This window comes from Natronosalvus sp. KLKA75 (genome assembly GCF_059736265.1).
In genome coordinates this window covers 1273666-1297832 of the sequence record NZ_CM185522.1, presented here as the reverse complement: position 1 = coordinate 1297832, position 24167 = coordinate 1273666, and the positions used below count along the sequence as shown (strand labels likewise).

Annotated in this window: 23 protein-coding genes; 8 read left to right on the top strand and 15 right to left on the bottom strand. The window is 63.4% G+C overall.

Annotated elements, in window-relative coordinates:
• Position 1: 1 nt before the first annotated feature.
• The 3 genes from AC6I65_RS06340 to AC6I65_RS06330 form a co-directional block, all read right to left on the bottom strand.
• The gene (locus AC6I65_RS06340) at positions 2-1003 is read right to left on the bottom strand and encodes an ABC transporter permease (protein WP_497901096.1); all 1002 of its coding nucleotides are present in this window, start codon (positions 1001-1003) and stop codon (positions 2-4) included.
• Positions 1000-2076 (bottom strand): ABC transporter permease, encoded by a 1077-nt coding sequence (locus tag AC6I65_RS06335; protein ID WP_497901095.1) that lies wholly within the window; start codon positions 2074-2076, stop codon positions 1000-1002. Before AC6I65_RS06335 ends, AC6I65_RS06340 begins: the two co-directional genes overlap by 4 nt.
• A 166-nt stretch (positions 2077-2242) precedes the next feature.
• On the bottom strand, positions 2243-3898 hold the full coding sequence (locus AC6I65_RS06330; RefSeq protein ID WP_497901094.1) for an ABC transporter substrate-binding protein: 1656 nt from the start codon (positions 3896-3898) through the stop codon (positions 2243-2245).
• Positions 3899-4030: 132 nt separating this feature from the next.
• Here AC6I65_RS06330 and AC6I65_RS06325 point away from each other — a divergent pair, with 132 nt between their 5' ends.
• Genes AC6I65_RS06325 through AC6I65_RS06315 form a run of 3 tightly spaced genes read left to right on the top strand, consistent with a single transcriptional unit; the run spans position 4031 to position 5598 of the window.
• A complete protein-coding gene (locus tag AC6I65_RS06325) occupies positions 4031-4666 on the top strand; it encodes a ribonuclease H family protein (protein ID WP_497901093.1) in 636 nt (211 codons plus the stop codon).
• 51 nt (positions 4667-4717) lie between these two features.
• Entirely contained in the window at positions 4718-5170 is a 453-nt protein-coding gene (locus AC6I65_RS06320) for a DUF2240 family protein (RefSeq protein WP_497901092.1), read from the top strand.
• 23 nt (positions 5171-5193) lie between these two features.
• Positions 5194-5598 (top strand): DUF7993 family protein, encoded by a 405-nt coding sequence (locus tag AC6I65_RS06315; protein ID WP_497901091.1) that lies wholly within the window; start codon positions 5194-5196, stop codon positions 5596-5598.
• A gap of 58 nt (positions 5599-5656) precedes the next feature.
• Here the strand turns inward: AC6I65_RS06315 and AC6I65_RS06310 are convergent, their stop codons facing one another.
• The 5 genes from AC6I65_RS06310 to AC6I65_RS06290 form a co-directional block, all read right to left on the bottom strand.
• Complete coding sequence (locus AC6I65_RS06310; protein ID WP_497901090.1) at positions 5657-6712, bottom strand: Leu/Phe/Val dehydrogenase; 1056 nt, start codon at positions 6710-6712, stop codon at positions 5657-5659.
• 1228 nt (positions 6713-7940) lie between these two features.
• Positions 7941-8594 (bottom strand): HAD family hydrolase, encoded by a 654-nt coding sequence (locus tag AC6I65_RS06305; RefSeq protein ID WP_497901089.1) that lies wholly within the window; start codon positions 8592-8594, stop codon positions 7941-7943.
• 117 nt (positions 8595-8711) lie between these two features.
• Positions 8712-9986, bottom strand: a complete 1275-nt coding sequence (locus tag AC6I65_RS06300) for a cation:proton antiporter (protein ID WP_497901088.1) — start codon at positions 9984-9986, stop codon at positions 8712-8714.
• A gap of 33 nt (positions 9987-10019) precedes the next feature.
• Entirely contained in the window at positions 10020-10514 is a 495-nt protein-coding gene (locus tag AC6I65_RS06295) for a cation:proton antiporter regulatory subunit (protein ID WP_497901087.1), read from the bottom strand.
• A gap of 146 nt (positions 10515-10660) precedes the next feature.
• Positions 10661-11311 carry a DUF8159 domain-containing protein gene (locus AC6I65_RS06290; protein WP_497901086.1) on the bottom strand — a complete coding sequence of 217 codons (651 nt, stop codon included), beginning with the start codon at positions 11309-11311 and terminating at the stop codon, positions 10661-10663.
• 87 nt (positions 11312-11398) lie between these two features.
• On the opposite strand from AC6I65_RS06290, the gene AC6I65_RS06285 reads away from it, so the two are divergent.
• Positions 11399-12658 (top strand): cation:proton antiporter, encoded by a 1260-nt coding sequence (locus AC6I65_RS06285; RefSeq protein WP_497901085.1) that lies wholly within the window; start codon positions 11399-11401, stop codon positions 12656-12658.
• An 81-nt stretch (positions 12659-12739) separates the two neighbouring features.
• Here the strand turns inward: AC6I65_RS06285 and AC6I65_RS06280 are convergent, their stop codons facing one another.
• From AC6I65_RS06280 to AC6I65_RS06260, 5 genes are all read right to left on the bottom strand, one after another.
• A complete protein-coding gene (locus AC6I65_RS06280) occupies positions 12740-13465 on the bottom strand; it encodes an ABC transporter ATP-binding protein (protein ID WP_497901084.1) in 726 nt (241 codons plus the stop codon).
• On the bottom strand, positions 13458-14267 hold the full coding sequence (locus AC6I65_RS06275) for an ABC transporter ATP-binding protein (protein ID WP_497901083.1): 810 nt from the start codon (positions 14265-14267) through the stop codon (positions 13458-13460). The genes AC6I65_RS06280 and AC6I65_RS06275 overlap by 8 nt, the downstream gene beginning before the upstream one ends.
• A complete protein-coding gene (locus tag AC6I65_RS06270; RefSeq protein ID WP_497901082.1) occupies positions 14267-16312 on the bottom strand; it encodes an ABC transporter permease in 2046 nt (681 codons plus the stop codon). Before AC6I65_RS06270 ends, AC6I65_RS06275 begins: the two co-directional genes overlap by 1 nt.
• A gap of 18 nt (positions 16313-16330) precedes the next feature.
• A complete protein-coding gene (locus AC6I65_RS06265) occupies positions 16331-17635 on the bottom strand; it encodes an ABC transporter substrate-binding protein (RefSeq protein ID WP_497901081.1) in 1305 nt (434 codons plus the stop codon).
• A 145-nt stretch (positions 17636-17780) separates the two neighbouring features.
• A complete protein-coding gene (locus AC6I65_RS06260) occupies positions 17781-18242 on the bottom strand; it encodes a MaoC/PaaZ C-terminal domain-containing protein (RefSeq protein ID WP_497901080.1) in 462 nt (153 codons plus the stop codon).
• Between the two features lie 145 nt (positions 18243-18387).
• Between AC6I65_RS06260 and AC6I65_RS06255 the strand changes: the two genes are divergently transcribed.
• From AC6I65_RS06255 to AC6I65_RS06245, 3 genes are all read left to right on the top strand, one after another.
• Positions 18388-18801, top strand: coding sequence for a universal stress protein (locus AC6I65_RS06255; protein WP_497901079.1), 414 nt, complete (start codon positions 18388-18390; stop codon positions 18799-18801).
• A 214-nt stretch (positions 18802-19015) separates the two neighbouring features.
• Positions 19016-20269: an RNA-guided endonuclease InsQ/TnpB family protein gene (locus AC6I65_RS06250; RefSeq protein WP_497901078.1), complete on the top strand. Its 1254-nt coding sequence runs from the start codon at positions 19016-19018 to the stop codon at positions 20267-20269.
• Positions 20270-20342: 73 nt separating this feature from the next.
• The gene (locus tag AC6I65_RS06245; protein WP_497901077.1) at positions 20343-20939 is read left to right on the top strand and encodes a GNAT family N-acetyltransferase; all 597 of its coding nucleotides are present in this window, start codon (positions 20343-20345) and stop codon (positions 20937-20939) included.
• 120 nt (positions 20940-21059) lie between these two features.
• Here the strand turns inward: AC6I65_RS06245 and AC6I65_RS06240 are convergent, their stop codons facing one another.
• Together AC6I65_RS06240 and AC6I65_RS06235 are read right to left on the bottom strand one after the other, a co-directional pair.
• Positions 21060-21902: an enoyl-CoA hydratase/isomerase family protein gene (locus AC6I65_RS06240; protein ID WP_497901076.1), complete on the bottom strand. Its 843-nt coding sequence runs from the start codon at positions 21900-21902 to the stop codon at positions 21060-21062.
• The gene (locus tag AC6I65_RS06235) at positions 21902-22822 is read right to left on the bottom strand and encodes a 3-hydroxyacyl-CoA dehydrogenase family protein (protein ID WP_497901075.1); all 921 of its coding nucleotides are present in this window, start codon (positions 22820-22822) and stop codon (positions 21902-21904) included. The genes AC6I65_RS06240 and AC6I65_RS06235 overlap by 1 nt, the downstream gene beginning before the upstream one ends.
• Positions 22823-22991: 169 nt before the next feature.
• Between AC6I65_RS06235 and AC6I65_RS06230 the strand changes: the two genes are divergently transcribed.
• Complete coding sequence (locus AC6I65_RS06230; RefSeq protein WP_497901074.1) at positions 22992-24134, top strand: thiolase family protein; 1143 nt, start codon at positions 22992-22994, stop codon at positions 24132-24134.
• The last annotated feature ends 33 nt before the right edge of the window (positions 24135-24167 follow it).

The window sequence follows — 24167 nt, the reverse complement described above, 5'->3', positions numbered from 1 at the left end:
GTTAGGCACCTCGTTCGCTTCCTTCGATGTTCGGGTCGAGCGCATCGCGGAACCAGTCGCCGAGCAGGTTGACCGCAATCACCGTGAGCATGATGCCGATTCCAGGAATCATCGCGATCCACGGGCGCGTCCGGAGGAGGTCCTGCCCACGCTCGATTTCGTACCCCCACGACAGTGTCGTGCCGGAGAACCCGAGGTACGCCAGCGACGCCTCGAGGAGAATCACCACGGCGACCTGAATCGTCGCGAGGACGATGATGGGCGTCAGGCTGTTCGGGAGGATGTGCTTGGTGAGGATCGATCTACTCGACATCCCGTAGCTCTTGCTCGCCTTAACGTACTCCTGATTCCGTAGCGACAGGGCCTCTCCGCGAGCGACTCGCGCGAACCAGACCCAGATGACGAGACCGGCCACGACCGTCACCGAACCGGGAATGGGTATCGATTCGGGCATGCCGTCGGCGAGTCCCGCCACGACGATCGGGTCGGGGACGTAGATCGGTGAGGAGCCGAAGACGCCGACCAGCGCCATCGCGAGGATGAGCGAGGGGAACGCCAACATCGTGTCGGCGACCCGCATCAGTCCGTCGTCGACGCGGCCCCCGTAGTAGCCGGCGATGAGCCCGACTGGAACCCCGACGACCATGGCCAGTGCGGTTCCCAACAAGGCGACCAGCAGCGAAACGCGAGCGCCGTAGACGAACCGCGAGAAGACGTCCTGTCCGACGTTGTTGGTTCCCAGGATGTGTTCGCTCGTGGGTTCGACGGAGACATCACCGATTTCGCCCTCCTGGGCGACCTGCGTCTCGTAGGAGTGGCCCAGCGGTGGGTACGGCGAGCCGCTCTCGGCGTAGTACCCCGTCCTGGTCGGGTCGTGGGTGGCCAGCAATGGCGCGAAAATCGCCATCAGGATGATTGCGACCAGGAGAACCAGTCCGATTTTGGGCAGGAGACTCTCGACGAACGTCTGCTTGAGATTCGACGTAATTCGGTTGGAGATCATTCGTTGTTCACCTGCGGATTGAGCGACGTGTACAGCGCGTCGACAGCGATGTTGATGACGATGAACGAGATGGCGATGAAGAGGATAATCCCCTGCATCAGTGGCCAGTCTCGAGCGTTCAGCGCATCGACCAGACGGAGGCCGAGACCCGGCCAGTTGAACACGGTTTCGGTGATAACCGACCCGCCGATCAGTGACCCCATCTGAAGGCCCAGAACCGTGATAATCGGAATCATCGTGTTACGAAGGACGTGCTTGTATCGGATGAGTGGGTTCGGCAACCCTTTCGCCTTCGTCGCCGTCACGTATGGCTTCCCGAGTTCGTCGATCATGCCGCTCCGGGTGAGCCGGGTGATAAGCGCGGTAAAGTACGTCCCGAGGGTGATCGCCGGAAGGGTGATGTAGTGTAACCAGGTTCCCATCTCGTTGATCGACTGGTCGAAGACGATCGCCCGAACTGCGTCGGCGAAGCTCACGCCACGCCTCCCCGTCGGGAACCCGTAGAAGTCGAAGCCGATGTAGGTGGGATACGGGATGTGGACGATTCCGATAGAGAAGGTATCGGTGGCGACGTCCGGATACGGGATACCGAACCAGACGCTCATCACGAGGATCAACATCAGCCCGAGCCAGAAGTTCGGCGTACTGATTCCGAGGAGTGAAAACAGCGTCGCGCCGTAATCGGAGGGCTCGTTCCGGCGCGTCGCGGAGACGACTCCGAGGGGAATTGCGATGACGATCGCCACGATCGTCGCGGCGACCGTGAGTTCGACCGTCGCCGGAATTCGCTCGATGACCATCGCCGAAACGTCCCGGCTCGACTGCCAGGAATAGCCGAGGTCTCCCCTGAGCAGCCCCTCGACGTAATCGAAGTACTGTACGTAAATGGGATCGTTGAGCCCCTCCTCTTCTCTGACCCGTTCGACGAGCTCCCGGTTCGCCCCCTGCCCGAGTATCAGCGTCGCCGGATCACCCGGTGAAACGGCCCGGAGGCCGAACAGGACCGTCACCACGCCCCAGAGGACGAATACGCCCTGCAGTATTCGTCTAACCAGAAATTTCCTCAGTGCCATCGGAATGTATCGAAGGAATCCACGAACATTAATTATACTGTCGGTCCCCGACCGATTCTGGCGGTTTCGGGACCCGAACGGGAGCCCGAGATGTCACTACTGGACCCGATCGTTCGGCGCTACAAAAGTCAGATGGCGTTTCTATTCGATGGTGCTGAGGGCCGACTTAGTTCTCCATCTCCCAGATGTAGATGGTCTCGTCCTCGCGGGGCTCCCACTGGATGTTGCTGTTCGCCCCGTAGATGCTCTCCTGGGTGTGCAGGAAGACGAACGGCGCCTTCTCACGCGCCATCGCGTTGACCTCCTGGAGCGCCGCGGTCCGTTCCTCGGGGTCGTCGATCTGTTGGGTCTCGAGGATCGCGTCGCTGAGTTCCTCGTCGTCGAAGGTTCGCGACGGGTTGTCGGGAATCGTGAAGAATCCCTGCACGCCGTAGTCGGTGTCGCCCGTGATGGTCCCCCAGCCGATCATGTAGAACGGGATGTCGAACTCGTTGGGGTCGACGCCGGCCTGGTTGGCGTCGGATACCGTCCCGAACTCGACGATTTCGGCCTCACAACTCACGTTGTCGAGCTGGTTGATCATGTCGGCGACGCGCTCGCCGATCGCGGCGTCGTTGAGGTAGCGACCCTGCGGGGCGGTGAGCGTGATCTCGACGTCGCCGTAGCCGCTGTCTTCGACGAGGCTCTCGGCACGTCCGGGGTCGTGCTCGTACGGTCCGAGTTCGTCGTTGAAGCCGTTGATACCGGGTGCGACCGGCTGTCCTCGTGGTTCGCCGAATCCGCTGAGGATCTCGCTGACGATCGCCTCGTTGTCGACGGCGTAGTTCATCGCCTGGCGGAACTCCTGGCTGTCGAACGGTTCCACCGTGTTCTTCATCGGGCAGAAGATGTTCCGGAAGCTCGTGACGTTCCGGATGTCGATGCCGTCGGCGTCCTGGACGGTCTGGACGTCCTCGGGGAGGATGTTCATCGTCACGTCGCTCTCGCCGGTCTCGAGTGCAGCGACGCGGCTGCTCGACTCGCCAGAGGCGTTGAACGTGACCCGGCTGAACGGCGGCTGGTCGCCCCAGTAGTCGTCGAACGCCTCGACGACGATTTCTTCACCGGAGGTGTACTCGACGACCTGGTACGGTCCCGTCCCGTTGAACGCTTCGGGATCAGCGCCGGCGATCGCTTCGTTCTCGGCATCGAAGTTGTCGACCGCCCACTGCTTGTTCATCGCTCGCGCGTAGTTCCCGAACTCGAACTCCGCGAGGCCGGCCGACGCGCCGTAGCTGATCGAGAGGGTCGTCTCGTCGACGGCTTCGGCGCCCTCGATGGAGCCGAGACCGTACGTGCCGATCGGACTCTGGACTCCCATATCGGGGTCGATCGTTCGGTTGATCGTCCAGGCGATGTCCTCGGCGGTGAGGTCGTCGCCGTTGTGGAAGACCACGTCGTCTCTGAGGGAGACCTCGGTCGTGCCGTCGCCCTGTGCTTCCCACTCCTCGGCGATGCGCGGGAGGATACCCTCGCCGGGTTGGAAGTCGAAGACCGGCTCGTAGATGTGGTCGTAGACGTTGAAGTAGTCCCCGGTGATGTGATCGAGCGGGTCCTGGGTGTCCGGGAACTGCGTCAGCGTCAGCGTGATCTCGTCGAGGCTACCGCCTCCATTGCCGTTGCCGTTACCGTTACTATCGTTGCCGTTCCCGTTGCCGCCGTTACCATCGTCCGGATCATCACCGATACAACCGGCGATCGATGCGAGTCCAAGCGTGGTCGCACCGGCTGTGTATCGGAGGACGTTCCGGCGGTTCGTGGTGAATTTGTCAGCACCCTGCATACGCATACATGTACAATCATCCTATTTATACGTTGTTGGATTCGATCGACCAGCACATTGGTGGAACCGATCGACTAACGCTCGGTGAGAGACGGCCTAGTTGTTAAGTACTTGACTGTCCTACAGCGGCATATGGCCGCTCACGGCCGCCCCGCACTTCGGGATCTGTTCGACGAGTCGCCGACACCGCACATCGCCCACCCCCCGTCAACCCATCATCGTGACTTCTACGTCGCCACCGACGGGTCCTTCCGACGGGCGGGTGGCGGCCTCGGGGCCGTCATCGAAACGCGCGACGGCACGCGCGTCGGTCGCATCGCGACCACCGACGTGCCGCCGGACAACAACGTCGCGGAGTACCGGGCACTCCACCTCGGTCTCGACGTCCTCGCAGCCAGGGCGCCGGTCGACGCCCGCGTCGGCATCCTCGTCGATCACGACGAACTCGCGAGCAACGTCAACGCCGCGATCCTGGCCGCCGGACACCCCGACCGCAAACCGCCGCGTCCGTACACTGTCCCGGCGGCGACGACTCACCACTGGCGCGGGATCATTGCCAGACTCAACCGCTTCGGCGAGGTCCGGGCCGCTCGCATCGACAGCAGCCAGAACCCCGCACATCCCCTCGCGAACGCCCCCGAGGAGTACGCTCACGTCAACCGTGAACTCGATCGCTGCGTGCTTCCCGACCCGCCCGAGGTGACGTCGACGCAAGTTCCACCGCCGTCTCGAGCCAATCGGAATCAGGGTAGGCGAGCGTCGGACTGAGGGTAACCTGAATCGTCAACGTTATTCACCCCGTCGCGAGAGTCGTTCTCGATGAGCCTTCGCGTCGCGGTCGCCGCGCCCTTCAAACAACACGGAACGAACCGACTGCGCGAAAACGAGTTCGTCGTTGCGCTGTCGCTCGATCGCGACTGGTTCTCACCCGACCAGTCACAGCGACTCATCGACGTCGCGACCCAGGAGGGCGTCCTCGAGCGCGATGGTCCCGAACTGGTGGCGACGTTCGATCCCTCGAGCGTGACCATCGACGACGACTTCGTCCCCGGCGACGACCTCCTCAGAGAGCGCTCGACGTTCGAGCGCGTGCTGGACGCGCTGGTCGCCTCGGGCGTCGAAAAGCACGAGGCCGTCGGCGCGATCAACTCGCTCCAGCAGGAGTACGCGATCACGATTGAGGCCGCTGCGGTCGTCTACGCCAGCGGTGAGGGGATCGACGTCGGCGAACTCGCCCCTACAGCCCGCTCGGCGTTGATCGAAGACGGTTAGCCTGCCCGGGGACAACGGCGCGTATGGTCGAGGATCGGATTACCGACGGCCGGCGGATCGCCGAGTTGCTCGCCTCCGAAATCGACGGGCGGGCAGACGACGAACTCGCGTCACTCGCGGTGACGAACGCCGACCGCAACGTCGAACCGGCAGTCGGCGGGGCTCGCGCGTTCGATATTTCCTTCGTGGACGAGGACGGCGACCCGCTGGAGCGCCTCGCTCGCGTCTTCGTTCACCCGGATCGGGCCCACCTCGAGTTCGACCAGGGACGAGAAGCGGCCGTCGACGCCGCCGGGGAGGCCGACTTGCGAACGCGCCCGAAGGCGACGACGCCGGCGAAGACGCTCGTCTTTCTCGAGCGCGCCGCGACGGTCAAACGCGGCGTGACCGTCGTGCAGGCCGCGGCTCGGGACACCGGTGGCCGGTGAACTCCGGGACGCGGGAGGGACTCGGTCCAAGAGAGATCGGGTCGGTCCGGCTCAGGCATTACCTGGACGACGGAGACGCCGCCTCGACCTCGGCCGCCTCGATCCGCTCGAGCGCGTACCGATCCGCGGCCTCGAGGACGGTTACGTCGTCGGCCTCGGCGCGCTCGATGAGCGTCCGGGTCCGGTCGCCGATGGCCATCGCGTCGGCGAGCGCCTGTTCTCTCGTGTCACCGGTATGTTCAGCGGCGACGGTGATCAGACCGCCCGCGTTGAGCACGTAATCGGGCGCGTAGAGAATGTCCCGATTCCGGAGCGCCTGCGCGTGGGCCCGCTCGTCGAGGATGTTGTTCGCCCCACCGGCAACGATGTCGCACTCGAGTTGGGGAATCGTCTCGTCGTTGACGACGCCGCCGATCGCACAGGGGGCGAAGACGTCACAGGGCTGTTCGTAGACGGCCGAAGGGGCGACGGTCTCGAAGCCGTACTCGCGGGCGAGTGCGGCGGTCGCTTCCTCGTCGATGTCGCTCACCGCGACCTCGGCGCCGTGCTCGTCGAGGAGTTCGGCGAGGCCGCTGCCGACTTTCCCGACGCCCTGGACGACGACGGAGAGGCCGTCCACGTCCGGCGTCCCGTAGGTGGCCTCGACGCAGGCTCGCAGTCCCTCGAAGACGCCGCGGGACGTGATCGGCGAGGGATCTCCGAGTCCTGCGCTCGTACCGACGACGTGGTCGGTTTCGCCCGCGATCACGTCCATGTCCGCGACGCCGGTGTTGACGTCAACGGAGGTGATGTAGTAGCCGCCGAGTCGGTCGATCATCCGTCCGTAGGCCGCCATCAGGTCCTCGGTCTTCTCGGACGGATCGGCGCGGATGACGGCCTTCCCGCCGCCTAAGTCGAGGTCGGCGGCGGCCGCCTTGTAGGTCATCGCGCGCGAGAGGCGCATGACGTCGCGCAGGGCGGCGTCGTGGCCCTCGTAGGGGAGTAGCCGAGTGCCGCCGAGAGAGGGGCCGAGCGTCGTGTCGTGGATGGCGACGATCGCCTCCAGGCCGGTTTCGTCGTCGACGAAGTGCGTTACCTGTTCGTGGCCGGACGCAGCCATCTTCCCGTGTACCATTGTGCAAGAATTGCACGAATGGAACTATTAATGTGGCTATTTTCGATTATTTGCGTCCAGTTCCTCGTCGCGGAAAGACGATGCGAACTGTGCCTCGTGAGATCCATCTATGGCGATACATTTCGGTTGTCGTGCGAATTGAGAGCGCGAAGGTGGCACGGCATCTGGTCGATTTACAACAAAACGTACTAATCGCGTATCAGATACCTCATAATCGGGTTCTCTGTCCGGAAGAGTAGGTCTGGTCTCTGTTTCGAGGGCCGATTATGAAGATAGTCTAGGAAGGATTGCACGATAAGGGCCTCCCTCGAGAGCATGACCTGTGACCCAATCATCGAGTAAGAGCCCCCTCGAGGCGATTAAGGAGCCTTCGCGTATGTTTTGGTGATTGCCGAGACTAATGGGTGAGCGAGGTCCGTTTCGTGATCGGCGCTCGCTGAGCAGATGCAGGACTCGAGTCGTTAAACGTTCATATCCGGTTCGAGACGTGCTCTCGCGTGTGTTTGCCTTCTCGGAAAGTGTCTCAGTCTCTCCGGTAATTCCAGTGCTATCTAGTACCCCAAAACCGATAGCAGGGAACCGATTATGAACTTTCGAGTCGTGTACTGGTCGGCCACACGTTCGACTCGAGTGGGTGAGTGAGATCCCCTCCAGAGAAGGCTCTAAACCAGCGAATTCGATTTGGTGAGACTGGCTTGGGGCCCTCTTCGTAGCGTTTCTCTTCCTGGTGACCGCTAACCCCGAAAACGCAAGACAGTAACCGATTATGAATTTTTGAGAGCGTGATTTCTCCCTCTTTTCCGGGTCACTCTCTTTGTCCTGCTCATGCCTCCCTCTGTCCTGGACGCCATCTCGAGCGATAACCGCCTTCTTTAGGATCTCTTCCTAGGTTCGTCCATAGACCGCTTCTACACACATCTTCCGGACAGTTGTCGTGGTTATGACCATCAAGTGTTCCGGCCAATACGATGGTAAAGCGATCGTCCCCTCTGTGAACTCCTTCGTTCGTTAGGGAGCATATTCACTGAGACCCCTACCTTTCGCTTTCAGTTTAGCGGTTACTCTGGAATCAAGAGCTGCTACGTCCACATTTACTCCATGTCGGGGTGAGCATGCGGTTAGTAGCCCGGAACCGGTATGCGCGATATCACCGTGGGGGTGGCCCCAATGTATCGGTGACGGGCCAGGACCGCACGCGACTCTAGCGACCACGTGCCGATGCGAGTGGTTACAGCGACGCGAGAACAGCAGGCAGTTCGCGTGTGATGGCAGACTGGTCGACGTGAGCGACCGCCCGCGAGTCGGGTTCGGTGTCCGATCGGAGCACCTGGATCGCCCGCATTCCGGCTCGAGTTGCCCCCTCCACGTCCGCCTCGCGCTCGTCGCCGACGTACACGGCTCGCTCGGGTTCGACAGCCAGCTCCCCCAGAATTGCCTCGAACGCCCGCCGATCGGGCTTGCCCGCCTCGAGCTCGCCAGTCACCAGCGCCGCGTCGAACCGGCCTTCCCAACCGAGCGTCTCGAGTTTGTCCCGCTGGGCCCGGACGGGCCCGTTCGTCAGGAGTCCCACGCGGTAGGTCGACCGGAGGTCCTCGAGCATGGTTTCGACGCCCGCCAGCGGCGTGAGGGCGTCGGCGATCGACTCCCGGTAGGCCGTGGCGATGGCGCCGGGTTCGGCACTCGTGTCGTGGTCGGCGAGCAGGTCCGCGAAGATTGGCTCGCGGCTCTCGCGCGTGAGGTTGTTCCGGTGGGCCTCGAGGTACGACTCGCGCGAGAGCGGCGGCGCGCCGGCCGCGGCCGTCGCCTCGGTGAGCAACGTCTCCCGGTCCCGGTCGGGGACCGCCAGCGTGTAATCTAGGTCGAAGACGACTGCCTCGAGCATGGGGGATGGAGGGGGCTCGAGGGGTTTGAAGTTGTCTGTTGAACTCTGGCGCGAGTCGTACCGACGTCTGCTGTGAGTTCGTTTCGGACGAAGAAACTCGACGGTCGAATCGATCGATCAATCGCCGCTCGAGACCGCCCCGCTGCGCGCCTCGAGGCGCGGCACGAGCACCGCTTCGACACGGTCGGCGTACTGCATGAGGGTCGTCCCGAGGATACTCATGACGAGGACGTAGCCGACGGCGAACGCGTAGATGTCGGTCGCAATCGAGTCCGAAAGCGCCCCGCCAGCACCGGCCAGGGCGATGCTCGCAATGATCAGGGAGAACTCACCGCGAGTCGTCATGCCGAGGCCGACCCGCAGGGATCGTCGTTCGTCGAGGTCGTAGATTCGACCACCGAGGTAGCCACTCAGCAGTTTCGTCGGCGTCGTGGCGATCACCGCGACGGCGATCAACCCGGCGACGCCGGCGAACAGCTGCGGGTTCGTCTCGAGGCCGATCCAGAAGAAGAAGATGGCGGCGAAGACGTCCCGGACGGGCTCGAGCAGTTGTTCGAGGTCGTGGACGTGGTCGGTCGCCGAAAAGGCCATCCCGACGAAGAAGGCGGCGACGGCTTCGCTCACACCCAGGGCGAGCGCGGCGCCTGCAATCAGGACGAGGATTCCCAGCGTGCGGAGGACGAGGAACTCGTTCGAGTCGGTCTCGAGGCTCCGCTGGAACCAGGCGGTGCCGAACTGGACGAGTATCAAGAGCGCGAGGATGAACCCGATCGCGACCCCGATCGAGCCGAGCGCCTCGCCAACGTCGCCGCCGCCCAGGACGAGCGCGGAGACGACCGCGAGATAGATCGCGATGAAGAGGTCCTCGTAGACGAGCGTGCCGAGCAGCGGGTTCGCCTCGTCGTTGGCGATCCAGCCGAGGTCGATCAGGGACTTGGTGATGATCGCACTCGAGGAGATGTAGACGATGCCCGCGACGAGCAGGGCCGCGAGGAGGGATTCGAAGAGGACGAACCCGAGGACCAGTCCGGCGCCGAAGTTGATGGCCAGGTCGACGCTCCCGGCCCTCCCGATGTCGTGTCTGGACGCCAGCAGTCGCTCGAGGTTGAACTCGAGGCCGAGGAAGAACAACAGGAAGACGATCCCGAGTTCGGCGCCCAGGTGGATGAACTCCGACTGGCCGTCGAGCGCCAGGGCCTCCCCGTGTGGGAGAACGCCGGTCCCCAGGAGGGCCGGAAGGTCGACCGTTCCGAGCACGTACGGGCCCGAAAGCATCCCGGCGATGATGTAAAACGGGATCACCGACTGGTCGATGCGCGAGGCGAGCAGGCCAGCGACGGCGGCGACGGCGAAGAGCGCGCCGACGTCGACGAGGTGGGTTTCAGCTGCCACTCTCGGACACCTCCAGTGGTGGCTGCACGGGGATCACCTTCCGCCGTCGCCTCCAACGAGTGACTCGAAGTCCCGACAGTCGTCCCGGTCGCCGACGACGACGAGCGTGTCGTCGGCCGCGAACGTCGTCTCCGGGCCCGGTGCGGCGAGAACCTCCTCACCACGCTGGATCGCGACGATCGAGACGCCGGTCCGCTCGCGGATCTGTGCCTCGGCGATGGTCTGACCGACGAGTTCCGAGGCCGGGTCCAGGTTGTACCACTCGATGAACGTCTCGCCGGTGAGCATGGTCTCGACGCGCTCCGATTGAACGGGCTGGAAGTACGCCCCCTCGAGGATCGTTCCCACCTTGCGGGCGAGCCGATCGGACATTTCGAACACCTTCTCGCTGTCGGCGCCCTCTTCGACTTTCTTGTAGATCTCCCGTTTGCCCGTGTTGTGGGTGACGATGACGAGGCGCTCCCCGTCCTCGAGTTCCACCTCGTACTTCTTGCCGACGCCGGGAAGGTCGCTCTCGTAGATGGTCATACCCCGAAGACGGGAAGGGAACGTAATAAACGCCGCGGGAATCGGTAGGCTATCGGCGGAAACCTAGAGGACGGACTATCGGCACCAACTCGAGTGTCGTCCTGGACGAGGCTACCGAGACGACCGGCGCGGGTTACTCGATCACGCTACTCCTCCGGAGAGACGCCGACGAACGGCGGGTGGCGCCGCGAATCGATCGTCCCTGCCACCAGTTCGCCGTACTCGGCGGCCGTCAGGTCGCCGCTCACGTAGCGTTCGGCCCACGCGCTCTCGACCGTCGCCGAGCCGTAGGATTCGGGCGCGTCGTCGAGAATCGTGATCGCGAGGGCGACGGCGTCGTAGCCGGCGTCGACCAGGGCCGCGTAGGCTCCGACGATCGGTCCGAGTTCGTGGATCGTCCCCGTTTCGTACCGCTCCCGGTTGATGTACTCGAGGGTCAGCACGTCCCGCTCGCGCTCGAGGGACTCGACTTCGAGTCCCTCGGACTCGAGCGTCTCTGCGAACGCGTCCTCGTCGGTGATTTCGTCGTCTACCGACTCTACTCCCGCCGCGAACACGTCCGTCCGTTTCGTTATCGGCAGGTCGGGAACGAGTTCGGCGATCGGCCAGGACTTATTCGGTGGGAGTTCCTCACCTACGTCCTGGGTACAGCCCGCGAGCGACGCGGTAACGCCGACGCCGAGGATGCCGAGCGCGGTGCGTCTCGAGATTCGATCCGACGCACTCGACTCTGACTCAATCCGCCCCGATTCGCTCGACTCCGACACACTCGACGCCCCTCCGAACCGTCGGTCCATAGCGAACGAACGACGACCACGGTAAACGACGCTGTGCCTGCAACTGACGGGTCCGGTCTTATCCGATCGTTGATGGATAGTATCGGTGTGGTACTCGAGTTGTACGACATCGGCTTCGTCGTCGTCGGTGTGACGCTGTTCGGCATCGCCGTGCTCCCCCGATACGTCGCCGACAGAGCGATCTCTCTGCCCATTTTCTTCGTGGTCCTAGGGTTTCTCGCGTTCGGATTACCGTTCGGGCTCCCTGCCCCCGATCCGCTCGAGCAGGGCCACGTCGTCGAACGACTGGCAGAGTTCGGGGTCATCATCGCGCTGATGGGCGTCGGACTGAAACTCGACCGGGCGCCAGGGCTGCGTGCCTGGTCGTCGACCTGGCGATTGCTGCTGATCGCAATGCCGTTATCGATCGCCGGTGCGGCGCTGGTTGGCTGGTGGCTGGTCGGCCTCGTCGTCCCGACGGCGATTCTCCTGGGGGCGTGTATCGCTCCGACCGATCCCGTGCTCGCCTCCGAAGTTCAGGTTGAAGACCCCGGAGACGGATCCGAAGAGGACGTGATCGGCGAGGGGGAGTACGATGACGAGGTCAGGTTCGCGCTCTCCTCCGAGGCCGGACTCAACGACGGCTTCGCCTTCCCGTTCACGAACCTCGCCGTCGCCATGGCCCTCGTCGGCATCGCCCCGGGTAACTGGATGGGGGAGTGGCTGCTGGTCGACGTCGGCTACCGGGTCGTCGTCGGGACCCTCGCCGGCGTCATCCTCGGCTGGATCAGCGCCAGACTCATCTTCGGCACCGAACCGAACACACAGATCGCCAGGTCCGTCCAGGGGCTCGAGGCCGTCGCCGGGACACTCCTCGTCTACGGGATTACCGAACTCGTCGGCGGCTACGGCTTCATCGCCGTCTTCGTCGCCGCAGTGACGATCCGCAGTTCCGAACGGTCGCACGAGTACAACGACGCGCTCCACCAGATCAGCGAACTCGCCGAACAGGTCTCCATGGGGGTCATCATGGTCTTCTTCGGCGGGGCGATTGCCGGGGGACTACTGGCGCCGCTGACGCTCGAGGCGGCGATCGCTGCCGTCGTCATCGTCTTCCTCGTGCGTCCGCTGGCCGGTCTCGTCGGCTTCCTCGGCTCGAGTACGGGGTGGGCCGAACGCGGCGCCATCGCGTTCTTCGGTATCCGAGGAATCGGTTCGTTCTACTATCTCGCTCACGGCCTCAACGAGGCCGCCTTCTCCGACGCCGATCTGCTCTGGGCGCTCGTCGGGGCCGTCGTCCTCGTCTCGATCGTCGTCCACGGAATCACGGCGAACCCCGTCATGCGAGCGGTGACGGATTCGTCGTAAGTTGGACGCCGTGAGCGGGAGGTCGTGACTCGCCGGCCAGCGGCGACTCGAGCCAAATATCCCGCACGGGGGAGACGGTTCTCAGGCGGTGACGCCGAGGAACCGATCGAGTACCTCCTCGTCGGCCTCGAGTTCCGCCGAGGTCCCCTCCCAGACGATCTCGCCCTGGTTGATGACGTAGTTCCGGTCCGCGAGGGCGAGGCCGACGTGGACGTTCTGTTCGATGAGGAGAACCGTGATCCCCCGGTCGTTGAGGTCCTCGATGATGTCCATGACGTCCTGCACGATGTAGGGAGCGAGCCCCTCGGTCGGTTCGTCGAGCAGGATGAGGTCGGCCCCCGCGACGAGCGCCCGGGCGATGGCGAGCATCTGCTGTTCGCCGCCCGAAAGCGACGACCCGGCGTTTTCGTGGCGTTCAGCGAGGTTCTCGAACGTCTCGAGCGCCTCGTCGACCGACAGCGAATCGACCTCGTCAGCCCCGCCGTAGGAAGCGAGTTCGAGGTTCTCCCGGACGGTCAACTCGGGGAAGATCTGGCGCTCCTCGGGGACGAGCGAGAGTCCCCGCTTGGCGGTCGCCGTGGCGTCGAGCTGGGAGATATCCTCGCCGCGATAGGCGATCGTTCCCGACGTAGGCGTGATAATTCCCATAATCGACCGGAGCGTCGTCGTCTTACCGGCGCCGTTGCGCCCGATCAACGAGACGATTTCACCCTCGTCGATCGCGAGCGACAGGTCGTGCAGGACTCGCGTCTCGCCGTAGCCCGCGTCGACGTCCTCGAGTTCCAGAAGTGGGACGCGATCACTCATCGAGCGTCCCTCCGAGATAGGCGTCCTGGACGGCCTGGTTACTGGCGATCTGATCCGGCGTTCCCTCCGCGAGGAGTTCACCGCGATTCAACACGCTGATTCGATCGGAAAGTTCCATGACGAGTTCGATGTCGTGTTCGATGAGTAATAATGTCTGATCTACCAGGACGTCCTGGATCAGATCGATCGTCTCTCGCGTCTCCTCTACGCTCATTCCGGCGGTCGGCTCGTCGAGCAAGACCAGTTCGGGATCGGTCGCCAGAACGACGCCGATCTCGAGACGACGGCGATCGCCGTACGCAAGCGCGTTAGCGGTGACGTCCGCGACCGACTCGAGGCCGACGCGCTCGAGAATGTGCTCGGTTTCGGCGGTGATCTCGTCGTAGCGGTCGGTCGGTCGAAACAGCGACTCGAGCAGCCCAATTTCCTCTCGGTTTACCGACTGGACTGCCAGCCTAACGTTTTCTCTAACTGATAAGCCACCAAATATATTCGATATCTGGAACGATCGGCCGATGCCGCGGCGGACGCGCTCGGCCGGCGAGAGCGACGTGATGGCAGTCGGTTCCTCGTCGTCGCGTCCGGCGAAGTATATCTCCCCTTCCGTGACCGGAAGTGCCCCGGAGATGAGGTTGAACAGGGTCGTCTTGCCGGCCCCGTTCGGCCCGATCAGGCTCCGGAACTCGCCGTGCTCGAGCTCGAGGTCGACGTGATCCGTCGCCGTGAACTCGCCGAAGCGTTTGACCAGTCCCTCGGTGCGGAGGATAGGGTCTGCGTTGCTCGGAAGCGGTTCGGTCGCCATCAGTCGTCACCTCCGGGAGTTGTGTCGTCCGGCGTTGGTTTCGAGCCGGGCCCACCCGAGAGGAGTGGTCGTAGTAGTCCCGGGATCGAGACCAGTCCCCGCGGAAGGAAGATGACGAACAGGATGAAGATGACACCGAGTACCAGTCGCCAGTAGCCGGTGAAGTCGGTCAGCACGTTCTCGAGGCCGAAGAAGACGAACGAGCCCAGAATCGGCCCGTACAGCGTCCCCATGCCCCCAAGGACGACCATAACGATAACCTCGCCCGATTTGATCCACTCGACGGCCGAGGGCGTAACGAGTCCCGTGTTGAGCGCTGACAGACTGCCGGCGAGTCCGGCAACTGCCCCGCTGATGACGAACGCACGGCGCTTGTAGACGGTCGTGTCGTAGCCGAGGAACGTCGCCCGTTGTTCGTTCTCACGGATCGCTTTCATGACCGCGCCGAACGGCGAGTTGAGAATTCGTCGGGTGAGGAAGAACGAAGCGACGAGGGCGGCCAGTACGACGTAGTAGAACAGGGCTGAGCCACCGAGGACGACCGGACCGAGGACGACCTCGATTTCGTTGAGTTCGATGCCGGCGCCTCCGACACCGTAGTACGCGCCGAAGCCAAAGAGCCCGTCCGAACCGCCGGTAAACGGCCGCTCCTCGATGAGACCGAAGAGCGAAATTGTATCCATCGAATAGATCGCGTTGTAGAACAATTCCGCGAACGCGAGCGTAATCATCGCGAAGTAGACGCCGGCGACCCGAATGGAGAGAACCCCGACAATCCACGCGGCCACCGCAGAGAGCGCGATAGCCAGCGCGATTGCGACGAACGCGGACTCGCTCACGTTGATCAGCGTGATCGCGGCCGTGTATGCGCCAAGCCCCCAGAAGAGGACGTGGCCGAGCGAAACGAGGCCGGTGTACCCCATGACGAAATCGAGCGACAGCGCGAACAGTCCCCACAGGAGCATCCGGGTCACGAGCGTGACTGCGTACCCCGAGTAGAGCCAGCCGCTTCCGAACGGAATCAACACCAGCAAGACCACCATCACGAACCCGAGTTTCAGTCGCGTGTCCTGATCCAGAAAGCCACCGTCGGTTCCGGCCAGTAACGTCCCGCTTTCGTCCTCCGGAGCTTCGGTTCCGAACAGCCCCTGTGGGCGAACCAACAAAATCGCGATCATCAGTAGGAAGATCACGGTCCCCTCGAGCGCGGGGACGTTGGGTCGAATAATCGTCTCCTGGAGAACCCCGACGAGAAGCCCCCCGACGACCGCACCCTTGAAACTTCCGAGACCGCCGAGGACGACGATGACGAACGCTGGGATGATGAACGACATCCCCATGCTGGGGCTCACTTGCTGGGTTCCGCCAACGATGATCCCTGCAATCGCCGCGAGGGCGGCGCCAGCACCGAACACCAGCGAGTAGTATCGGTCGATATCGATACCCAGATTCCGGACCATCTGGCGGTCCTGTGACCCGGCGCGAATAATGAGCCCGTACCGCGTGTGCTCGAGCGCCGCCCAGACGGCGAGGGCGACGAGAGTCCCGAAGACGATGATGAACAGGTTGTACGAGCTAAAACTAAACCCGAACAGCTCGAAGGTGCCACGGATAATCCCGGGGCGATTGAACGAGCGGTTCCCCGTCCCCCACACCAGATAGATCAGGTCGTTGATGACGAGCACCAGTCCGAACGTGAGCAAGATGTGATAGAGGGGATTTCGACCGTACAGCGGTCGGACGGTGAATCGTTCGATCGCCACGCCGACGACCCCGACGAGAAGCGGTGCAATCAACAGGGCGGCGAAGAACGCGTAACCGCCACCGAGGGGTGCAATTAACGCGAGCGCGAAGTACGCACCGAGCGTAAAGAGTTCGCCGTGGGCGAAGTTGATAACGTGCATGACCCCAAAGATCACGGAAAGCCCGGCCGCTAGCAGGACGTATATGAGGCCGACCGTGAGCCCGTCCAGCAGTCCCTGCAAGGAGACGAAAGAAAAGACTCCGGTCGTGGCCCCCTCCAGAAGGATGTGTGAAGATATCATTCAACTAGTGCTCTCCGGTCAGAGTGAACAACCCGTCGATTCACAGTCGGGGGCAGCTTCCTCGCCGTCGAGTTCCCACCCTTCGAGGAGGTTCACGTCCGCGATGTCCCCCTCCTCGGGTTCGACGCATTCGGCCATCCAGACCGGGTTCGTCGCCTGGTGATCGCACTCCCGGAATTCGACGGGACCGAAAATCGTCTCGTGTTCCATACCAGGCAGGGTGTCCTTGACGTCAGCAGGGTCGGTCGAACCGGCCTCCCGAATACCGTTCGCGACCATTCGGATCGATTCGTAGCCGACGCGCGAAAAGTTGTCCGGGAGGTCGCCGTCGTAAGCGTCCTGGTAGTCGCTGACAAACGTCTGGTTGTCGCCGGTCTCGATCGTCGGAACGTACCGGGTCCCGCTGTAGATGCCGTAGGCACCCTCGCCCGCACCGGACATCACGGCCCGGAACGATCCGGTCGTCGTCACGATCGGAATGTCGTCGTGGAGCCCTCGATCTTTCGCCTGCGTGAGGAACGTCGCCAGGTCCGCGCCGGTCATCCCAACGACGAGCGCATCCGCCTCGTCGCTGGCGTCCGAAATCTGCGTGATGAACGAGGCGAAGTCCGTCGAACCGGGGTCCGAGCGGGTGATGCCGATTTCCTCGTACCCATCGCTGAGGTTCTCCATCCGCGTACTGATCTCGTTGTGGACGGAGTTGCCGTAGGCGTAGTCGGCTATGTGGTAGAACAGCTGGTCGCCCATTTCCTCGGCCATCCACCGCGACATGACTTCCGCGATCTGGGCAGTGCTCGTCTCGAACCGGAACACCCACTCGTTGCAGTTCTCCCCGGTGATGGAGACGTCGGCCGCCCCCGGCGTGTACAGCACCTCGTTGTTCAGGGCGAACTCGTTCATCGCCAGGGCGACCGAACTCGAGATGCACCCGGTGAAGAACTCCGCGCCCTGGGACTGGACGGCATTGTTCGCCTCCTGGATCGCGGACTCGGAGTCGAGCTGGGTGTCGTACTCCTCGTATTCGAATTCGAACTCGTACTCGTCGCTCTCGTTTATCTGCTGGATGGCCAGTTCCGTTCCTCGGTGGCGTTCTTCGGCCAGCGCGCTGAATGGCCCCGTGAACGGCTCGAGGACGGCAAGTGGAACGGTTCCGCTCGCGCCGCCGTTGCCGTTTCCGTTACCGTTGCCGTTGCCGTTTCCATTCCCGTTCCCGTCGCCATTGCCGTCACCTGACGATTGAATACACCCGGCGAGTCCGGTCAGCCCGGCTGCCCCGCCAGCGACTGCACCCCTCAAAAACTGCCGCCTGTTCCCCTGTCTCATGGTATCTCGAGTCACAAGTCCATCTATCGCGGATGTTGTATAAATATTCACCCGTAGATGAACGGGTTATATATGTCCCAGAAGTAGTTCGACTGTCGGAAAATCGACCGAAGACGAACGGTTCACCCCGAACGACGTTGAAATATTACTCCTGCATCTTGATGAGGAACTTCATGTCGCCCTCGAACACCACGTCGTCCTCCTGGTTCGTCATGGTGGTATCGATCGTCACCAGGCCCGCGTCGTCCTTGCTCGAGAGTTCGCGCTTCTCGGTGACCTCCATGTCGAGTTCGATGGTGTCGTCCATGTAGACCGGATTGGGGATGTTCATGTAGTTCATCCCGAGGAAGGCGTAGACCGTTCGCTCGACGATCCCACAGCGGTAGACGAACCCGGTCGCCAGTGTGAACGTCATCGGGCCGTGAGCGACCCGCCCGTCGAAGTGACCCTCCTCCGCGAAGTGTTTGTTCGTGTGGAGCTCGGTCCAGTCGCCGGTGAACATCGAGTGGAGGACGAAGTCGGACTCGGTCACGGTTCGGCCGACGCTCTCGAAGGTCTGTCCCACTTCGAAGTCCTCGAAGTAGTGAGGCTCGTAGCTGTATGCCATGATACGACTGTTCCAATAGAGCGGATAAATAGATTTTCCTCCCGTCATATGTCCCGACCGACGGCCCCTCGAGCAGCACACCCAAATCGCCTCGAATGACCCCTGGACCCGAGAGATTATGACGATTCCACCACAATCGACGCGCATGTACCGAATACTGGTCGGTCTGGACACGAACGTCGAACGAGCACAGGCCCAGGCTCGAATGATCGCCTCGCTGCCCGCAGCGAGTACGGACGTGACCGCAATCCTGACCCACGTCTTCCAGGAGAACCCGGAGGGGGCGTCGATCCAGCAACTCGATTCCGTCCGACGCGCCATCGACGTCCTCGAGGACCACGACGTCGAGTACGAGTACTTCGAGTCGAGTGGGGACCCGGCGAGCGAACTCGTCGAGGCGGCGGCCGACCTCGAGGCCGACATGATCTGTCTCTCCGGCCGCAAGCGGACGCCCACCGGGAAGGTGCTCTTCGGGAGCGTCACCCAGGCGGTAATCCTCAGTAGCGAGCGACCGGTGACGACCGTCTCGCCGTCGTCCGCAGCAGTGAGCGACCAGTGACGACCGTTTCGCCAGAGTGAGCGCAGGATCAGGACTCGCCGCACGTTCGAGACACTCGCTCGAGGCGGCGTTCGCCCCTCGAGAGTTATACAAAATTCAGGAGAAAAACCACTGCTTTAGCCGTGGGATGAATCCGTCACTGCTGAACCAAACCACGCTACAGTGGCAGGCCGACTCCCCAGCGTTTAAGAAATACCAGTGCTACATATAAGATATGGAGGTGCGGCGTACCGTCCCCGTTGCACTCGACGTGGACAGCGACGGCGCCGCACTCCTCGAAGACACCGTAGACACGTTCCTCTGGTCGGCACAGCACGTCGTAGACCACGCTTTCAAAGGTGACTACGTCACCACCAGCAAAACCACGCTAGACGACGAAACCTACGACGACGTACGCGAGAAAACGGACGGGTTCAACGGTGGGTTGGTGCAAGCCGCTCGGAACAAGGCCGCTGAAGCTTGCAAAAGCGTCGTCGCACGCTGGAAAAACGGCAAGAAAGCTTCGAAGCCGACGTTCACCAGCCCACACGTCGTCTACGACCACCGAACCGCCACATTCCACGACGATTACGTATCTCTCGCCACCACAGATGGTCGCATCGAAGCCGACTACGTACTGCCCGGCGAGGATAGTGACACGCCGCACTCGGAGTACCTATTTTCACACGAATACGAAATCACGGGTGCGGAACTACACTACCACAACGGCTACTGGGTGCTTCACGTCCACTGCAAGAAGGATGTGGAGTCTGACACGTCGGAGAAGGCAACACCTGAGAACGGAACGGTTCTCGGGGTTGACCTCGGCGTGAACAACCTCGCCGTCACATCGACGGGCACGTTCTGGACGGGCGACGAGTTCGACCACTGGCGGCGCGAGTACGAGAAACGTCGTGGCTCACTCCAACAATGCGGAACGCGCTGGGCACACGAGAACATCCAGTCAGTCGGACGGAAGGAAGAAGATCGGTTCAAGCTAATGCTTCACCGTATCAGCAACGAACTCGTCGCTGATGCTCGTGAGAACGGGTGTACGGTCATCGCGTTCGAGGACTTGACCGACATCCGTGAGCGAACTGGCGCGTCGTGGGGACACAAGTGGGCGTTCAACCGTCTGTACGAGTATGTCGAGTACAAAGCCGAGGAACACGGCATCACAGTTGAGCAGGTTGACCCCGAGAACATGTCACGCCGTTGCTCGCACTGTGGGTTCACGCACCCTGACAACCGCAACGGCGAGGAGTTCGAGTGTCTGAAGTGCGGGTACGAGAATCACGCAGATTACAACGCCGCGAAGAACATCGGCTTACGGTATCTCCGTCGGAACCAAACTGGGTCTGGCGGAGGCGCATCCTTGGGCGTGCGCTTGAACAGCGGGATAATGAACGTGAATGGAGGCTATTCTCCTGCCGAGGAATCGGCCAGAACGGGAGTCCACGCTGAATCCCACGACTTCAGTCGTGAGTAGCTCAAAAACTACCCACGCATGTTCGGGGAGAACGTGATGGTGCTGGCATCCGTATCTACTGACAAGAACGATAATGTCGACCGATACCTGCGCCGCCTGGAACCCGTCAGCGTGTGAGGGGACCGCTGGCTGTCCGCCCCGGTGCCCACGCTTCATCGACAAACACGGACGAGCGCTCCTCGTCGAACCAGCGAGCGACCGCCACCGCGAGGGCCTCCGAGCCATGTACGCGGACTACCCCGACGCACACCGGTCGATGGGACTGCCGCCGATTCGTCTCGAGCGAATCGATACCTGGCTCGACGCGTTGCTCGAGACGGGCACCAATCTCGTCGCTCGAGACGGGACGCGCGTCGTCGGCCACGCGGCCTACGCGGCAAACTCGAGCGCGGAACCCGAGTTCGTGATCTTCGTCGACCCCGACTACCACGACGGCGGCGTCGGGAGCGAACTCTGCCGGCACACGATCGCCACGGCCGCCGAGAACGGCCACGAGGCGCTCACGCTCGACGTGGACGCGGCCAACGAGCGAGCCGTACACGTCTACCGGAAACTGGGGTTTCGGATCACCGGTCGAAGCGGCGGCGACCTGGCCATGCGCCTCTCGTTCGACGAACCCATCGTCGACGCCGTCCGACTGCCGCCGGCCGAGCGGGAGACGCCCGCCTGAACGGCGCTCGAGCCGACCATCGGCGCGATTTTCTGTACACGTACAGTCGGCTGGTACGACGACTCGAGCGAGATCCGTAGACGGGCGGAACAGCGTCCGCAAAAGACCCAGAAACTCGGGCTACTCTCCCGTCCACTCCGGCTCTCGATCCTCGAAGAACGCGTCGATCCCCTCGTTCTTATCCGCGGTTCCGAACAGCTGAGCGAACAGTTCGGCCTCGTACTCGATGCCCTGCTCGAGGTCGGTCCGGGAAGCCGCCTTGACGGCGGTCTTGGCCAGTTCGAGGGCGACGGGGCTCTGCTCGGCCATCGACTCCGCGAGGCCGTAAACCTCCTCGTCCAGTTCCTCGGCGTCTCCACAGACGACATCGACGAGACCGATCTCGAGCGCCTCTGCGGCGTCGATCAGGTCGCCCGAGAGGATCAGGCGCATCGCCTGGCCCTCCCCGACGAGACGGGGGAGGCGCTGGGTGCCGCCACCGCCGGGCATGATCCCGAGGTTGATCTCCGGCTGGCCGATCTTCGCCCGCTCGTGGGCGATTCGCACGTCACAGGCCTGGGCGAGTTCGCAGCCACCGCCCAGCGCGTGGCCGTTGAGCCGGCCGATCACCGGCTGGGGCATGTCGTCGATGACCTCGTAGACGCGGGGGCGCTTCGAGATTTCACGCTGCTCGAGGGCGCTCCGATCGCGGAACTCGCCGACGTCGGCGCCGGCGACAAACGCCTTGGCCTCGTCGGCACCCGTGAGGACGACGACGCGGACGTCACTCTCGACGATGGCGGCCGCGATTTCCTTCAACTCGCGCCGAACCTGCGCGTTGAGCGCGTTTCGGGCGTCCGGGCGATCGATCGTGACGGTCGCGACGCCGGGCACGTGGTCGCCGACGCTCGCGTGGACCAGGTCGCAGTCCTCGGCCGCGGCGTCGACGTCCTCGACGCCGTCGATGGGTTCGTCGGGGAGCATCAGTTCGCCCCTCCGCGGTTGTCACCGTCTTCGCCGCCGTCACCCTCGTACTCGCCGCTGACGCCAACGATCTCGCCGTCCTCCCAGACGTAGAACCCCTCGCCGGTCTTCTTGCCTAACTTGCCGGCACGTACCTTCCGCTTGAGCGCCTGGGGCGGCCTGAACCGTTCGCCGAGTTCCTCGCGCAGGTACTCGAGGATGTCCAGGCGAACGTCGAGGCCGACCACGTCGCCGAGTTCGATGGGTCCCATCGGGTGGTTGTAGCCGAGTTCCATCGCGGCGTCGACGTCCCGCGGGTCGGCGACCCCTTCCTGGACCATCCGGATCGCCTCGACGCCGAGGGCGACGCCGAGTCTCGAGGAGGCGAAGCCGGGTGAGTCGGTCACTTCGACCGGCGTCTTGCCGATATCGTCGACGAAGTCGTGGGCGAACGCGACGGTGTCGTCGTCAGTCTGTTCGGCGACGACGATCTCGACCAGCCCCATGATGTGGACCGGGTTGAAGAAGTGCAGGCCGATCACCCGTCCGTCGCGTTCGGCCGCGCTCGCGATCTCCGTGATCGACAGCGACGAGGTGTTCGTCGCGATGATCGTCTCGTCGTCGACGAGTTCCTCCACGTCCTCGAGCGTTCCCGTCTTGAGGTCGATGTCCTCCGGGACGGCCTCGATCACGAGGTCCGCGCCCTCGACGGCGTTCGCGAGATCCGTCGTTCCCGAGAGGCGCTCGAGCGCGGCGTCGGCCTCCTCGCGGGTGACCTTGTCGCGTTCGATGCCGCCCTCGAGGTTGGCCTCGATGGACTCGAGGCCGTTCTCGACGTATTCGGTTTCGATGTCTCGCACGGTCACGTCGTGGCCCGCCATGGCCGTCACCTGGGCGATGCCGTGGCCCATGGTGCCGGCGCCGAGTACTGCGACTCGCATGTGTCGGGGTTTTCGGGGCTGTGTGAAAGCCGTTTCCGTTCGGGCGATACGTTCGGCCTGGCGAACAACCCTGCGCGTCGGGTCGTTCGCCGCCGCCCCGACCCCACAAGACCGACGACCACTGCAGGGAGCCAAACGCTTAACCCCCGACCGTCCGACCACCCTCGTGATGACAGACGCCGACGCAGAGGCCGTTATCGTCGATGCCGTACGGACGCCGCAGGGACGCAAGAACGGCGGACTCGCCGAGACCTACCCCGAGGACCTCGTCGTAACCGTCCTCGAGGCGCTGGTCGAACGCACGGGCGTCCCCGCCAAGGAGTGGGACGACTTCCGACTCGGCTGTGCCAACCAGGAGAACGAACAGGGGCGGAACCTGGCCCGCCAGTCGCTACTCGCCGGTGGCTTCCCGGAGACCGTCCCTGGAGCCACGACGACTCGGCTCTGTGGCTCATCGCTGACGACGCTCGTCGACGCCGTCCGGGCCGTCGAGACGGGCGACGGCGACGTCTACCCCGTCGCTGGCGTCGAGCACATGAGCCGGATCCCGTTCTCGAGTTGGCTCCACCCCGGCATCGAGGAGCGTTACGAAACCGACGACCTGCCGATGGGTGCGACCGCCGAACGGGTCGCCAGGCGGTACGACATTTCGCGGGAAGCCCAAGACGAATTCGCTCTTCGCTCGCACGAACGCGCGCTCGAGGCGTGGGACGAGGGTCGGTTCGACGACGAGGTCGTTCCGGTCGAAGCGCCTGACAGGACAGTTGATACGGATGAGGGCCCCCGCCCTGACACCGACCTCGAGACCCTCGCCGGCCTCCCCACCGTGTTCGCGGACGACGACGCGGCGACCGTAACGCCCGGCAACGCCTCCCCGCTGACCGACGGCGCCGCAGGGCTGCTCGTCACGAGTCGCGAGTACGCCGAGGAAGGCGGTCTCGAGATTATGGCCAGCGTCGGCGCCCGCGGCGTCGCCGGGGTCGATCCGACCGTGATGGGGACGGGGCCGATTCCCGCCACCAGGCAGGCGCTCGAGGCCGCCGACCTCTCGGTTTCGGACCTCGACCTCGTGGAACTCAACGAGGCGTTCGCCTCCCAGAGCCTCTACTGCGCCGACGAACTCGGGTTCAACGACGACGAGCTGAACGTCAACGGCGGCGCCATCGCGCTCGGCCACCCGCTGGGCTGCTCCGGCGCCCGCATTACGACGACCCTGCTCCACGAACTGGCTCGCCGCGACGGCCGCTACGGTCTCGCGACCATGTGCGTCGGGTTCGGCCAGGGCGTCGCCGTCGTCTTCGAGCGGGAGTGAGCCAGCTCGAGCGCGCTATTTTGTCGAGACGAA